This is a genomic window from Streptomyces sp. NPDC048270 (genome assembly GCF_040652335.1).
In the GTDB taxonomy this organism is placed as follows: Bacteria; Actinomycetota; Actinomycetes; order Streptomycetales; family Streptomycetaceae; genus Streptomyces.
Genome location: NZ_JBEZLV010000017.1, coordinates 51386 through 65745, shown reverse-complemented (window position 1 = coordinate 65745; position 14360 = coordinate 51386). Strand labels below are relative to the sequence as shown.

The following is a 14360-nucleotide window of genomic DNA, read 5'->3' as shown; positions in this document are numbered from 1 at the left end:
CCAAGACCCGGGGACGGGCTACGCGAAGACGACCGTGCGGGCGCCGTTGAGGAGGACGCGGTGTTCGCTGTGCCACTTCACCGCGCGGGCGAGCGCCTGGCACTCCACGTCGCGGCCGACCGCCACCAGCTGGTCGGGGGTCACCTCGTGGCCCACCCGCTCGACCTCCTGCTCGATGATCGGCCCCTCGTCGAGGTCCGCCGTCACGTAGTGCGCGGTCGCGCCGATCAGCTTCACGCCCCGGGCGTGCGCCTGGTGGTACGGCTTCGCGCCCTTGAAGCTCGGCAGGAACGAGTGGTGGATGTTGATGATCCGGCCGCTCATCTCCTTGCACAGGGTGTCGGACAGCACCTGCATGTAGCGGGCGAGGACGACGAGCTCGACGTTCTCCGCGCGGACGAGCTCCAGCAGCCGCGCCTCCGCCGCCGCCTTCGTGTCCTTCGTCACCGGGATGTGCACGAACGGGATGTCGTAAGAGCCCACCAGCTCGGCGAAGTCCGTGTGGTTGGAGACCACGGCCGCGATCTCGACCGGCAGGGCGCCGATGCTCGAGCGGAAGAGCAGGTCGTTCAGGCAGTGGCCGAACTTCGACACCATCAGGATGATCCGCATGCGCTCGTCGGAGCGGTGGATCTGCCAGTCCATCCTGAACGAGTCGCCGATCGCGGCGAAACTGGCGCGCAGCTTCTCGACGGTGACCGCCGGCTCGGCCTCGAAGTGCACCCGCATGAAGAAGAGTCCGGTCTCCCGGTCTCCGAACTGCTGGCTGTCCACGATGTTGCAGCCGGTCATGAACAGGTAACTCGACACGGCGTGCACGATGCCCTGCTTGTCGGGGCAGGACATGGTCAGGACGTACTGCGGGGGCTGGGGCTGTGCCTCGGGCTGCGGGTCGCTCATGACCGCATAGCCTTTCACACCGCGCGGGTGAGGATCCTCAACACTTCCAGCGACCGCGGCCGCACGTCGGGGTCGTCCCCGTCCGCCGCGGCGAGCCGTACGTGCGCCTCCCGCGCGGCGCGCACCGCCTCGGGCCAGGCGTGGTGTTCCAGGTAGGCGGAGACGGCCGCGTCGGGACCGACCTGGTGCATGATGCGCAGCACGCGCAGCACGGCGAGGTCGACCAGGGCCGCCTCCTGGGAGTCGCGGAAGATCGTGCCGACGTACTTCTCCGCCGACCAGCTGTCGAGCCAGGTGTCCTCGACGAGCCGGTACACGGCGTCGGTGACGTCGCCGTACCCTTCGGCGCCGGCGAGCCAGGTGTCCTCGTGGAAGGCCGGATCGGAGAGCATGTGCAGCGCCGAGCGCACGTTGCTGCGCCAGCGCCACCACGGCATGTCGTTCAGGGGCATGCCGCCCATGGTGGAGGAGCGGCCACCGCGACGGGAAGAGTTCTTCGAACCTTGGGCGAATGTCACGCCGTCGATCGTACGTTCCCGCTCTCCGCGATCTTCAGGGGCATGTGAATAAACGGAAGACGATATTCCCCCCGGCAATTCACCTGCACGTCACCGGATGTTGTGCACCCCTCACTCCTCAGTTACCCGTGGGGCGGAATGGTGCATGGACATGACCGATCGGCGACACACAGCAACCCTCTCCCGCACCTTCCTGGCCACGGCGATCGCTGCGTGTCTCCTCGCCGGGTGCGGGGTGATCCCCGGCGACTCCGAGGGTTCCGGGCAGACCCTCACGGTCATGACGTTCGCGCCCGAGGGCACCAAGGCGACCAACATGCCCGGAATGACCGGCATGGCCAAGGCGTACGAGCGCTGGGTCAACGCCAAGGGCGGCATCAACGGGCGCAGGCTGCGCGTACTGACCTGCAACGAGAACAACACGCCCAGCGGCGCGGCCGACTGCGCCCGCAAGGCCGTCAACGAGAAGGCCGTGGCCGTCGTCGGCTCCTACAGCCAGCACGGACGCGCCTTCATGGCCCCGCTGGAGGCCGAGGGCATCCCGTTCATCGGCGGCTACGGGGTCTCCTCCGAGGAGTTCCAGTCGGTCCTCTCCTACCCGGTCAACGGCGGCCAGCCCGTCCTGCTCGCCGGCGCCGGCCACCAGCTGGGCCGCGCCTGCAGCGAGGTCGCGCTGGTCCGCCCCGACACCCTCGCGGGCGACTCGATGCCGATCCTGCTGAACGCCGGGCTCAAGGCGAACAAGCTGGCCGAGGCCTCCGACATCCGGGCCGCCGAGGACTCCGCGGACTTCTCCGCGCAGGCCCGCGAGGCCCTCGCGGGCACCACCACGAACGCCGCCGCCGGCAGCAAGGACAAGGAGAAGGAGAAGCCCAAGGGCTGTGTGACCGCCGTGCTCGGCGAGCGCACCGAGACCTTCTTCGACGCCTTCCGCCGCGCCGACGCCCAGAACAGGAAGCCGCAGATCTCCTCGGTCCTCGGCAGCGTCAGCCAGTCCCTGGTGGACCGCACCGGCGGCAAGGAGAGCCCCTTCGAGGGCGCGTTCCTGACCAGCTGGTACCCGGTGGCGGGCGACCCGCTCTGGGACCCGATGCGCAAGGTGATCGCCGACCACGCCTTCGGCGACGACGGGGTCGACCCCGACGACAGCGGGACGCAGACCACCTGGATCGCGTACACCGTGCTGAACGAGGTCGTGAAGCGCTTCAAGCCGGACGAGAACATCACCGCCCGCAAGGTCACCCGGTCGCTCAACCAGGCGGAGGCCGTCACCACCGGCGGCCTCACCCCCGACCTGAGCTGGCGCTACCAGGACATGCGCGCCGTCGCGGGCTTCCCCCGCATCGTCAACGGCCGGGTCACCTTCCAGGTCGTCCAGGCGGGCCGGCTCGTCGCCCAGGCGGGGGAACAGACGATGGACATGACGGCGACGCTGGAACAGGCGCCCCGGGCGGCGTGACGGCCGGGGCGGCCGCTATGTCCCGTACATCCCGCTGGGCCGCTGGTGGCCGCCCGGGACCTCCGTGCCGTCGGGGAAGGTGACCGTGGCGAAGCACGAGCAGGCCCAGATCTGGATCTGGCCGGGCTGGTGGGCCAGTTCGAAGGGGCGGTCGTGCCAGGTGCCGTACGAGGTGACGGTGAATCCCTCGCCGGGCCGCAGCCAGTAGTCCTGCCCGAACGGCTCCAGCCACAGCTCAAGGAGCTCGGTCCCGCTGTTCTCGACCAGCATCGGGACGGGGCTGCCCAGCTTCCGGATGCCCTCCAGGCTGAAGTCCCCGTCGAGCGCGGACATGTTCTCGGCCAGCGGCGCGGTGACCCGGGCGAAGGTCATCGGCTCCGCCCCGGCCGCCGCGGCGGAGCGGTCCGCGGGCCCGGCGCCGCCGAAGAGCTGCCGCCAGAGGGAGGCCCGGCTCACAGCTGCGACTTGTCCCGCTTGGTGAGGCCGTACTTCGCCGCGATGGTGTTCCACAGGCCCGCGGCCGACTCCTTGGCCTTCGTCGCCTCGCCGCTCGCCTTGTTGCCGGCGGCGGCGTTCTCGGAGTTCTTGGCCTTGCCGTCCTTGCACTTGTCGTCGTCGACGTCGTCCGCCCAGGCCGCGTAGCTGTTGTCGGCGGCCGCGGAGGACTTCCAGGCCTTGGTGAGCGCGGCGGACAGCTTCGCGTGGTCGGGGAGCTGGTCCACCTTCAGCTCCTGGAGGCGGGTGACGAGCTCCTCGCGCTGGCGGGCCGCGTCGCGCAGGTCGGCGGCCGCCTGGTCGAGGTTGCTGCAGCTCTTGATGTCCTCCACGGCCTTGATCACCGCGGCCCGGCTGTCGTTGCTGTCCGCGAGGAGCTTGTCCAGCTGGACGGCCTGCGGGCGGCCCGGGTCGACGGGGGCCTCGCCGGCGGGCGCGGCCGAGCCGCCGCTCGCGGTGGCCGCGGGCGGAACCGCGGCCGGGTCGTTGTTCTGCGGCTTGCCGCCGCCGAGCAGCGAGCCGACGCCCAGCCCGACCACGGCCAGGCCGATGACCACCGCGCCGATGATCGCGGGCGACACCTTGCGGGGGGACTCCGGCGGCGGGGGCGGGGGCTGCGGCGGCGCGAACTGCGGGCTCTGGTGCGGGTGCGGCGCCGGGTGCGGCTGGTGGTGCTGCGGCGGCGGTGCGGGGCGCTGCCCGCGCGGCGGGTAGGAGCGCGGCGGGACCGGCGGGAGGTGCTGGGTGTGCCCGGCGGAGCCGTCGCCGCGGAACAGCCCGTCGAACGGCTCGAGTCCGGCCGCGGGGCCGGCCGGCACGGGCGGGATGTACTGCGTCGCCGCCTCCTCGTGCGCGGGGCCGGCCGGCACGGGCGGGATGTACTGCGTCGCCGCTTCCCCGTGCGCGGGGCCGGCCGGCACGGGCGGGATGTACTGCGTCGCCGCCTCCTCGTGCGCGGAGGCCGCGGGGGCCGCCGGCACCGGCGGGATGTACTGGGTGGCGGCCTCCCCGTGGGCGGGGTCGGCCGGGACGGGCGGGATGTACTGGGTGACCGCCTCGGGCAGCGGCGGGTAGCCGTAGCCGTGCGGATCGCCGGGGCCCTCGTACCCGGGGCCCACCACGTGCCCGGGGACCGCCTGGAACTGCGGCGCCTGCGGCTGCTGCTGCGGGTACTCCTCCGGGTGCTGCTGCTCCGGGTGCTGCGGCTGCTGCGGGTAGCCGTACGCGGGCTCCGGACCCCACGGGGCACCCGGCTGGGGGGCGCTCCCCTGTCCGTTCTCCGTCACCGGGTCTCCTTCTCCGACTCGCCCGAACCTACGGCCGTCGGTCACGCTACCCGGTCACACACCGCGACCGGGAGGCCACCCGGCAACCCCACCCGCCCCTTGGCGGCCCGGCCTACGCGACACGGGCCTCCAGGCGGGCCGTGAACTCGCGGACCGGGGCCTCTTGCGCGTACGGCTCCAGGCGGGCCCGGAAGTCGTCCAGGTACTCCGCGCCCCGGGTCGACCGCAGGCCCGCGAGCAGGTCCGAGGCCTGGGACGCCGTCTGGCAGGCCTGCTCGACCTCCCGCTGCTGGACCTGCGCCGCCGCCAGCAGCAGGAGCCCGATGGCCCGCCGGCGGGCCTTGCCCGCCGGGAGGCCCCGCAGCGCCTCCGCCGCCTGCCGGGCCGCCGCGTCCGCCTGGCCCAGGTCCCGGTGGCAGTGCGCCAGCTCGTCCGCGAGGTACGCCCGGTCGAAGTGGCGGATCCACACCGGGTCGTCCCCGGACTCCGGCTCCGCCCGCTCCAGCGCGGTGACGGCCCGGGACGACAGCACCGCCGTCGCCCGGTTGTCGCCGAGCAGCGCGTGCCCGCGCGCCTCGGCCGCGTAGAACATGGCCTCCACCCGCGGCGTGACCTGCCCCCGCGTCCCCTCCTGCGCCGCCCGCGCCAGCTGCGCGATCTCCCGCGGATTGCCCAGCTCCGCGGCGAGGTGGCTCATCGACGCCGCGAGCACGTAGCCCCCGTACGAACGGTCGCCGGCCGCCTGCGCGAGCCGCAGCGCCTGGATGTAGTAGCGCTGGGCCAGGCCCGGCTGCCCCGTGTCCACCGCCATGTAGCCCGCGAGCTCCGTCAGCCGCGCCACCGCCCCGAACAGCGCCCGCCCGACGGGCTCCCGGTACGAACCGCCGATCAGCCCGGACACCACCGAGTTCAGGTAGTGCACGACCACCGGCCGCACGTGCCCGCTGCCGAAGCGGTGGTCGAGCTCCTTCAGGGCCTCCGTCGTCGCCCGCACCGCCTCGACGTCGGACATCCCGACGCGCGAGCCTCCGCTGCGCGCCACCTGCGGATCGGCGCCCGTGATCAGCCAGTCTCGGCTCGGCTCGACGAGCGCGGACGCGGCCACGCTCGAGCCCGCCAGGAAGTCACGGCGGCCCACGTCGCTGCGCCACAGCTCGCAGACCTGCTCGATGGCGCCGACGACGGTCGGGGAGAACTGCAGGCCGACGCCCGAGGCGAGGTTCTTGCCGTTGGCCATGCCGATCTCGTCGATGGTGACGGTCCGGCCGAGTTTGCGCCCGAGCGCCTCGGCGATGATGCCGGGCGCCCGGCCGCGCGGCTGCTGGCCGCGCAGCCAACGGGCCACGGAGGTCTTGTCGTAGCGGAGATCGAGGCCGTGTTCCGCCCCGCACATGTTGACCCGCCGGGCGAGCCCGGCGTTGGAGCACCCGGCTTCCTGGATGAGCGCCTGCAGCCGTTCGTTCGGCTGGCGGGCAACGAGAGGCCTGGCTGCCATGAAAACCCCCTGAGGCCGCGGGTGATCGTTGGAATGATCACTTCCCGCCTGATGTGCGGAGAATCTTCCGCTCTGCGTCGTGTCGCTACCCAGCTCCGGCGCCCCGGGCTCCTACGCGCCCCCGCCCGTGCACCGGTGCGCCCCGTATGCAGGATCGATGCTCCGCCCACCGGCCGGTTTACGCCCGTAACCCAAGGTGACCCGCGGAGTTGTGATGGGCGTGGAAGAGACCATGGGAGTCACGGAGACCGCACCCATCCCCAAGCAGCGCGGCGAGCAGCTGCTGGACCATGCCGTGCGGTACGCGGAAGAACGGCACTGGGATGTCTTCGCCGGCACCTGGCTGGAGGTGGGAGACGGGCGGGAGCTCTGCTCCTGCGGGGCGCAGGACTGCCCGGCCCCGGGCGCGCACCCGGCGGTGAAGGACTGGGCGGCGCAGGCGACCGGCAGCGCCGTGCGCGTCCGGCAGATCTGGGGACGCCACCCCGGAGCCTGCATCCTGATGCCCACGGGCCGGACGTTCGACGCCCTGGACGTGCCCGACGCGGCCGGCTTCCTCGCCCTCGCGCGGCTGGAGCGGATGGAGCGCACCCTCGGGCCGGTCACCCTCACGCCCGACCACCGGATGCTCTTCTTCGTGCTGCCGGGCGCCGGGGCCAAGGTGCCGGACCTCGTGCGCAAGCTGGGCTGGACGCCGTCGGCGATCGACCTCGTCGCCCGGGGCGAGGGCGAGTACGTGGCCGCCCCGCCCACCCGCTTCGGCGGCCGGGGCTCGGTCCAGTGGGCCCGGCGGCCCACTCCCGCCAACCGGTGGCTGCCGGACACGGAAGAGCTGATCGACGCACTGGCGTACGCGTGCGGCAGCGAGGCCGCCGCCGAGCGCAAGCGGCGCCAGGGCTGAGCCCGCGGCCGGGCACGCCGCGCCCCGGCACGCCGGCGGGCGGGCCGCCGGAAGGCGGCCGCAAAGCCGCTGGAAGGCCGCTGGAACCCCGCCGACCTGGGGCGTTGACCTGACACGGCTGACCGGAAACTCATGACATAAGTAACTGCTCAAGCCTCTCCCCCTCCTCCTATGGTGAGAAAAGAACGACCAACGGGGACGTGTGACGAGAGGCAGGCGCATGCCGGACCAGGCTGATGCGACGGGTGGGACGTACGGAACGGGTGGCGCGCGACCCGCGCCGTCCGCCGTGCGGGTGGAAGGCCTGTGGAAGCGCTTCGGCGAGCAGGTGGCCGTGGCCGGGATCGACCTGGAGCTGCCCGCGGGCAAGTTCATCGGACTGGTCGGCCCGAACGGCGCCGGCAAGACGACGACGCTGTCGATGGTGACCGGGCTGCTGCGCCCGGACATGGGACGGGTCCTCGTCGCCGGGCGCGACGTGTGGGCGGACCCCGTCGACGTGAAGTCGCGGATCGGCGTCCTGCCCGAGGGCCTGCGGCTCTTCGAGCGGCTGTCCGGCCGCGAACTCCTCGGCTACATGGGCCGGCTGCGGGGACTGCCCGGCGAGGAGACCGACAAGCGGGCGACGCAGCTGCTGGACGTCCTGGACCTGGCGGGCTCGCAGCACAAGCTGGTCGTGGACTACTCGACCGGCATGCGCAAGAAGATCGGCCTGGCCGCCGCACTGCTCCACAACCCCGAAGTGCTCTTCCTGGACGAGCCGTTCGAGGGCGTCGACCCGGTCTCCGCACAGACCATCCGCGGGGTGCTGGAGCGCTACACCGCCTCCGGAGCCACGGTCGTCTTCTCCTCCCACGTGATGGAGCTCGTCGAATCGCTCTGCGACTGGGTGGCCGTCATGGCCGCCGGACGCATCCGCGCCGCGGGCCCGCTGGCCGAGGTACGGGGCTCGGCGCCCTCCCTCCAGGCCGCCTTCCTCGAACTGGTCGGCGCACACGGACGCGACGCCGCCGGGGACTCCCTCGACTGGCTGGGCGGCGGCTCCTCCGGGACGGCGGACGCACGATGACCGCCGTCACCTCCGCCGCCCCGTCCCCCGCCTCGCCCGCACCCTCCGCCGCCGCCTCGCTGACCCCGGTGTTCGTCCGGCTCAAGCTCTCGCTGCTGCGCAACGGGCTGAAGGGCTCCTCCAAGCGCAAGGCCGCCTGGATCAGCTCGCTGGTGTTCGCGCTCGTGGTCGGCTTCTTCGTCACGCTCGGCCTGGCCATGCTGCACGGCAACGCCCACGCGGGCACCGTCGTCGTGCTGCTCGCCGCGATCCTGGCACTGGGCTGGACCTTCATGCCGCTGTTCTTCCCCACCGGGGACGAGACCCTCGACCCGAGCCGGCTGGTCATGCTGCCGCTGCGCCCGCGTCCTCTCGTACGGGCCCTGCTGGCCTCCTCGCTGGTCGGCATCGGCCCGATGTTCACGCTGTGCCTGGCGATCGGCTCGGTGATAGCGGTCGCCCGCGGCGCCGCCGGGGTGGCGGCCGCGGTGGTGGCCGCCCCACTGCTGCTCGTGGGCTGCGTGGCCCTCGCCCGCGCGGTGGCCACCGCCAACGTGCGGCTGCTGACCAGCCGCAAGGGGCGGGACCTGGCGCTGCTCAGCGGCCTGCTGATCGCGGTGGGCGCGCAGCTGGCCAACTTCGCCAGCCAGCGCCTGTTCCAGACCGGCGGACTGTCCCAGCTGGAGCCGGCCGAGGCGGTGCTGCGGTGGCTCCCGCCGGCGACCGCCGTCGGCATGGTCGACTCCGCGAGCAAGGGCTCGTACGGCCAGGCGGCCGCCCAACTCGCCCTCACCCTCGGCGCCCTGGCCCTGCTGCTCTGGTTCTGGGAGCGCAGCCTGACCAAGCTGATGGTCAGCCCGGACGGCTCCACCCTCGCGGCCGCCAAGCCGGAGAAGAACCGCGCCGAGCGCGGCTTCTGGTCCCTGCTGCCGGCCGGCCGGACGGGCGCCGTCATGCAGCGGACCCTGCGCTATGCCGTCCGCGACCCGAAGACGAAGTCGGCGACCGTGACGGCCCTGGCGATCGGCCTGATCATCCCGGTCTTCAACGCCCTCCAGGGCACCGGCTCGCTCTACCTCGCCTGTTTCGGCGCCGGCATGCTCGGCATCCAGATGTACAACCAGTTCGGGCAGGACACCTCGGCGTTCTGGATGGTCGCCCAGACGCTCGGCACCCCGCACGACGCGTACGTGGAGCTGCGCGGGCGGGCCGCCGCGCTGGCCCTGGTCACCGTCCCGTACACGGTCTTCGTGACCGTGGTGACGGCCGCCCTGGTCGGCAACTGGTCCAACTTCCCGGCGGCGTTGGGCCTGGCCCTGGCCCTGCTGGGCGCGATGCTGTGCACGGGGGCACTGGCCTCGGCGCGGTACCCGTACTCGATCCCGACGGAGGGCGCGTTCAAGAACGTCGCCCCGGGCCAGGCCGGCCTGGCCTGGCTGAGCATCTTCGGCGGCATGCTCGCGGCGGCCCTGCTGTGCGCCCCGTTGATCGCCCTGACGATCTGGCTCAACGTGGCGGACCACCAGGACATGACCTGGCTGGTGCTGCCGCTGGGCGTGGTCTGGGGCGCCCTGGCCACCTGGTCGGGCCTGCGCCTGGCGGCGCCGCTGGTGGCCCGGCGCCTGCCGGAGATCCTGGCGGCGGTGAGCAAGGGGTAGGGGCGGGGCACGGCCGGACGCGGCGGGGCGGGAGGTCGGGGCGGGGCAGCCCCTGGCCCCCGCCCCGCCCCCTCAGATCCGCGAAGCCCTGACCGCGTCCAGGAAGGGTTCCAGGGCCGCTCGCAGAGCTGTCGGCTGGTCGTAGTGGAGGTAGTGGCCCGCGTCGGGGATCTCGGCGTACTGGCCGGCCGGGAGGACGCGGACCATCTCCTGGGCTTCGGCCCTCCCCAGTTCGCCGTCCAGACCGCGGACGACCAGGGTGGGGCAGCTGACCTGGGCCAGTTCCTCCCAGTGGGCGTCGTGCACCCACGTCTCGCGGGCCCTCAGCATCTGGCGGCGGGAGAAGAGCGGGCGCCAGCCGTCCTGGGCCTCGTGCATGACCTCGGCGAAGAAGGCGCCGCGGCCCGGGTCGGGGCGCTCCACCCGGGGATCGTCCTCGCCGAACCAGCGGCGGGCGGCGTCCTGGGTGGGGAAGGGCAGCGGCCAGCGGTGGAACCAGTCCTCCCACTCCTGCTGCGAGGCCTCGCCGAGCGCCGAGGCCCGCATGTCGCAGATGACCACGGCTTCGACCAGGTCGGGCCGGCGGGCCGCGAGCTGCCAGGCGGTCAGGGCGCCCATGGAGTGGCCGATCAGGGTCACGGGGGCGAGGCCGAGCTGCTCGACGACGGCCTCCGCGTCGGCCACGAAGGCCTCGCGCGTGTAGGGACCGTGCGCCGGGCGGTCGCTCTGGCCGTGGCCGCGCTGGTCCAGGGCGACGACGCGGCGGTGCTCGCCGAGCCAGCGGGCGGTGCCGGACCAGTGGAAGGCGCGGCCCATGAGCCCGTGGAGTAAGAGCACGGCAGGGCGGGGGTCCGGGCCTGCGGGCCGGGCCTCGGCCGCGGAGTCCGCTTCGCGGAACTCCCAGGCGGCCAGGCGTACGCCATCGGCCCCTGTCACATCGATGCGCTGTACCACCGCAGATGCACCCCCTTCGCTCCCGGCCAGACTATCGAACCCGCATTCGAAAACGGGCGTCTCGCCGACAACACCGCTCTTTCGAGTGACCTTGCTCAAGGATTGGCCGCCGCTGCCGATGGAGATCCTTTCAACAGGGAGGCGGGCCGCTCGGGGAAGACGGTCCGAAGGGGAAGACCTTGAGAGCTCGGGGCTCCAGGTCACCAGGGGAGGACCGGTCCCGGCGCCGCGAGGCGCCGGGACCGCCCACATCCACACATCGAACGTCCACAGCAGACGTCTACACCAGACGTCCGCACCAGGTGCCTACACCAGACGTCCGCACCGGACGCCCGCACCGGAACGGATCAGCGCTTCGCCACGAACACGTGCGAGGCGACCTCCGCGTCCAGCTCGGCGGCCTCGCCGCCGCTGCCGACCAGGACCCCGCCCGGGGACTCGGTCACGCTCACCACGGAGCCGGGCTGCACGCCCGCCCGACGCAGCGTGTACATCAGCTGGGCGTCCGTCTGGATCGGCTCCCCGATCCGGCGCACGACCACGGTCTTGCCGTCGACGCCCGGGTCCAGCTCGTTGAGGCTGACCATGCCGTCCTCCAGGAACGGGTCCGCCTCGGCCTTCTCCCCCAGCTCCTCCAGGCCCGGGATCGGGTTCCCGTACGGCGACTCGGTCGGGTGGCGCAGCAGCTCCAGCACCCGCCGCTCCACCGCCTCGCTCATCACGTGCTCCCAACGGCAGGCCTCGGCGTGCACCTGCTCCCATTCCAGGCCGATGACGTCGACGAGCAGACACTCGGCCAGCCGGTGCTTGCGCATCACGCGCGTCGCCAGCCGCCGCCCCTCCTCCGTCAGCTCCAGATGCCGGTCGCTTGCCACGGCCACCAGGCCGTCCCGCTCCATCCGCGCCACCGTCTGGCTCACCGTCGGGCCGCTCTGGTCGAGCCGCTCGGCGATACGGGCGCGCATGGGGACCACACCTTCCTCTTCCAGCTCAAGGATGGTGCGGAGATACATCTCCGTGGTGTCGATCAGTCCGGACATTCGTGCCCCTCGGATTGCGTGCGCTGGCCCTGCCCCCAATTCTGACGCATCGGGCGGACAACCGTCCCGTACCGAGCGTCAAGCCCTCTCCCGGACATCTCCCCGACAGGCCGGCGGAGATCTTCCGTGGGATTGACGTTCGTATTGACACGCCCTTGGTCCAGACCGCACGGTGAGCGGCGGACACGGACCCACCCCGTCAACCCGCCCCGACCCCCGGAAGGCCATCGGCGTATGAGCGAGAGCAAGCTGGCCGGTCAGTTCTTCGACGCCGCCATCGGCCTGTTGGAGCGGGTGCGGGACGAGGAGGCCGCTCGGATCGCCGAGGCCGGCGTCCTCGTCGCCGACGCCGTGGCCTCCGGGAACCGGCTCTTCGCCTTCGGCGCCGGGCACTCCTCGCTGCCCGCCCAGGACGTGGTCTACCGGGCCGGCGGGCTGGCCCTGATGAACTTCCTCGCGGTCCCGGGCACGGCCGGGGTCGACGTCATGCCCGCCACGCTCGGCAGTGCCCTGGAGCGGGTCGACGGCCTCGCCGGCGCCGTGCTCGACAGCAGCCCCGCCTCCGACGGCGACGTCCTCGTGATCATCTCCCTGTCCGGGCGCAACGCCCTGCCGGTGGAGATGGCCATGAACGCGCGCGCCATCGGCCTGAAGGTCATCGGCGTGACCTCGGTGGCGTACGCGACCGGCACCAGGTCGCGGCACGTCTCCGGCAGCTTCCTGAAGGACCACTGCGACGTGGTCCTCGACAGCAAGATCGCGGTGGGCGACGCGGAGCTGACCCTCGACGGCATCGACGCGCCCTTCGCCCCCGCCTCCACGGTCGTGACCAGCGCGATCATGCAGGCGGTCATGGCCGCCGCGGCCGGCGAGCTCGCGGCCCGCGGGATCGAGCCGCCGCTGCTGCGCTCGGGCAACGTCGACGGCGGCCACGAGTGGAACGGCCGCGTGATGCAGGAGTACGGCGACCGGATCTTCTTCCGCCACTAGCCGTCGCCGGCCGGGGGTCCGCCCGGGGCCCGTCCCCCCGCCCCGGCCGCCAGGTCCAGATCGGCGGCGATCCGGCCCGCGACCTCCTCCGCGTACGCCGCGTCCGGCCCCTCGAAGGCGGCCCGCGAGGGCCCTCGTACGAAGGTCACGGCTCCCAGGGTCCGCCCCCGGCTGCGCAGCACCGTGCACAGGACGTGCGCCGCGCCCTCGGGCCAGTGGCGGGCCCGCGCCCACTCCGGGTCCGCCGCCCCGCGCGGAGCGCTCGTGCGCACCGAGCCGATCCGGTCGAGCGCCTGGAGGGCCGGGTGCCCGGCCTCGTACCGCACGGGGATCGCCCCGGGCCCCGGCAGCTCGGGCGGCGAGACGGCGGAGCGTACGAGCCGGCGCCGCTCGGGACCGGCCGAGGGGTCCAGTACGTCCAGCAGCGCGTGCTCGGCGAAGCCCGCGAGGGCGAAGTCCAGCCGGACGGCCGCCGCCTCCGCCGGGTCCTCGCACTCGGCGGCGGCCCGGCCCGCGCGGTGCAGCTGGTGGGAGCGGAACCGCAGCTGCGCGGTGTCCAGCTGGGCCTGCCGGGCCTCGGTGACGTCCTGGAACAGCCAGCCCACCCCGAGCGGCACCGGCTCCTCCGCGAGCGGCGAGGCCAGCCGCAGGAACCCGCACCGCAGGCACCGCCGCCGCGCTCCTTCCGGCGTCCGCACGGACACCCACAGCTCCACCGGGGCCGGCGGCGCCCCCTCGGCGAGCACGTGCTGGAGGGCGCCCTCCAGCTCCTCCACGCCCTGGAGGAGCAGTTCCCCGAGCGGCCGGCCGAGCAGCGCGGTGCGCCCGGCGCCGAGGGCGCGCGCGGCGTGCGCGTTGACCACGGCGGGGCGCAGGTCGACGTCGACGAGGACGACGCCCCAGGCGGCGTCCTCGAGCAGGGCCTCGCTCAGCGCGATGGACCGCTCCAGGTCGATCTGCGCGTGCACCTCGCTGAAGGCGCAGTACACCCCGGCCGGCTTCCCGTCCGCACCCGGCACCCCGGCGGACTGGGTGCGTACGAGGACCCGCCCGCCGTCCTTGGTCAGCAGCGCGAACTCGTGCACCTGGCGGCCCGGCACGTGCTGGGCGGACAGGAGCCGCTCCTGCACGTCCTGGGCGTCGGCGGGCCGTACCGCCCAGCCCTCGAAGCCCTTGCGGCCCACGGCCTCGGCGGCGGACCAGCCCAGGATCCGCTCGGCCTCGCGGTTCCAGTGGGTGATCACGCCGTCGGAGTCGAACGCGCACAGGGCGGCGTCCATCCCGTCGAGCAGTGCTGCGAGCAGATCGTCGTCGGTGGTCTCGTCACGTCCGGAAGCAGTCACCTGGCACCCCCAGCAGGTGTTCGCGTGTGCGGCACGTCAGATCATTGAACTGGAACGTGACGCAGCCCACACCCCGTTCCCCCGAATACCCCAGAATGATCCGTTTCGGCCCCGGAAAATATTTGCTTGTGTCCTGCCGGACAGGCTCCTAGGCTCTGCCGTACACGAGAAGGGAGGTGGTTCCCGAAATGTACGGAAACCGGACGCGTGAGGTGGCTGCGGGCTAAAGCGCCCGTCGTCGCACGCACCCAGTGCGGTGCCCGGCGGGAACGC

Annotated in this window: 13 protein-coding genes; 5 read left to right on the top strand and 8 right to left on the bottom strand. The window is 73.0% G+C overall.

Translation table 11 applies throughout. The annotated features are described in order from the left end of the window. Positions 1-18: 18 nt before the first annotated feature. Both purU and AB0D66_RS17205 read right to left on the bottom strand, forming a co-directional pair. On the bottom strand, positions 19-900 hold the full coding sequence (gene purU / locus AB0D66_RS17210) for a formyltetrahydrofolate deformylase (RefSeq protein ID WP_362303341.1): 882 nt from the start codon (positions 898-900) through the stop codon (positions 19-21). Between the two features lie 14 nt (positions 901-914). After that, entirely contained in the window at positions 915-1361 is a 447-nt protein-coding gene (locus tag AB0D66_RS17205) for a hypothetical protein (RefSeq protein WP_069921400.1), read from the bottom strand. A 208-nt stretch (positions 1362-1569) separates the two neighbouring features. Between AB0D66_RS17205 and AB0D66_RS17200 the strand changes: the two genes are divergently transcribed. Further along, positions 1570-2877: an ABC transporter substrate-binding protein gene (locus AB0D66_RS17200; protein ID WP_362303338.1), complete on the top strand. Its 1308-nt coding sequence runs from the start codon at positions 1570-1572 to the stop codon at positions 2875-2877. A 15-nt stretch (positions 2878-2892) separates the two neighbouring features. Here the strand turns inward: AB0D66_RS17200 and AB0D66_RS17195 are convergent, their stop codons facing one another. From AB0D66_RS17195 to AB0D66_RS17185, 3 genes are all read right to left on the bottom strand, one after another. Next, positions 2893-3333 (bottom strand): hypothetical protein, encoded by a 441-nt coding sequence (locus AB0D66_RS17195; RefSeq protein WP_362303335.1) that lies wholly within the window; start codon positions 3331-3333, stop codon positions 2893-2895. Next, positions 3330-4658 carry a hypothetical protein gene (locus AB0D66_RS17190; RefSeq protein WP_362303332.1) on the bottom strand — a complete coding sequence of 443 codons (1329 nt, stop codon included), beginning with the start codon at positions 4656-4658 and terminating at the stop codon, positions 3330-3332. The genes AB0D66_RS17195 and AB0D66_RS17190 overlap by 4 nt, the downstream gene beginning before the upstream one ends. 112 nt (positions 4659-4770) lie before the next feature. Next, positions 4771-6153, bottom strand: coding sequence for a transcriptional regulator (locus AB0D66_RS17185; RefSeq protein WP_362303329.1), 1383 nt, complete (start codon positions 6151-6153; stop codon positions 4771-4773). A gap of 232 nt (positions 6154-6385) precedes the next feature. Between AB0D66_RS17185 and AB0D66_RS17180 the strand changes: the two genes are divergently transcribed. The 3 genes from AB0D66_RS17180 to AB0D66_RS17170 all read left to right on the top strand — a co-directional run bounded on the left by AB0D66_RS17180 (position 6386) and on the right by AB0D66_RS17170 (position 9760). Then, entirely contained in the window at positions 6386-7054 is a 669-nt protein-coding gene (locus AB0D66_RS17180; protein ID WP_362303326.1) for a bifunctional DNA primase/polymerase, read from the top strand. 220 nt (positions 7055-7274) lie between these two features. Next, a complete protein-coding gene (locus AB0D66_RS17175; RefSeq protein WP_362303323.1) occupies positions 7275-8123 on the top strand; it encodes an ABC transporter ATP-binding protein in 849 nt (282 codons plus the stop codon). Continuing rightward, positions 8120-9760: a transporter gene (locus AB0D66_RS17170; RefSeq protein WP_362303320.1), complete on the top strand. Its 1641-nt coding sequence runs from the start codon at positions 8120-8122 to the stop codon at positions 9758-9760. The genes AB0D66_RS17175 and AB0D66_RS17170 overlap by 4 nt, the downstream gene beginning before the upstream one ends. Positions 9761-9832: 72 nt before the next feature. Here the strand turns inward: AB0D66_RS17170 and AB0D66_RS17165 are convergent, their stop codons facing one another. After that, on the bottom strand, positions 9833-10714 hold the full coding sequence (locus AB0D66_RS17165) for an alpha/beta hydrolase (RefSeq protein WP_362303317.1): 882 nt from the start codon (positions 10712-10714) through the stop codon (positions 9833-9835). Positions 10715-11061: 347 nt separating this feature from the next. Then, positions 11062-11754 carry a metal-dependent transcriptional regulator gene (locus AB0D66_RS17160; RefSeq protein WP_362303314.1) on the bottom strand — a complete coding sequence of 231 codons (693 nt, stop codon included), beginning with the start codon at positions 11752-11754 and terminating at the stop codon, positions 11062-11064. 234 nt (positions 11755-11988) lie between these two features. Between AB0D66_RS17160 and AB0D66_RS17155 the strand changes: the two genes are divergently transcribed. Next, a complete protein-coding gene (locus AB0D66_RS17155; protein WP_362303311.1) occupies positions 11989-12744 on the top strand; it encodes an SIS domain-containing protein in 756 nt (251 codons plus the stop codon). On the opposite strand, the gene AB0D66_RS17150 is transcribed toward AB0D66_RS17155, so the two are convergent. After that, entirely contained in the window at positions 12741-14087 is a 1347-nt protein-coding gene (locus AB0D66_RS17150; protein WP_362303308.1) for a PAS domain-containing protein, read from the bottom strand. The two genes, AB0D66_RS17155 and AB0D66_RS17150, sit on opposite strands and share 4 nt — an antisense overlap. Positions 14088-14360 lie beyond the last annotated feature (273 nt).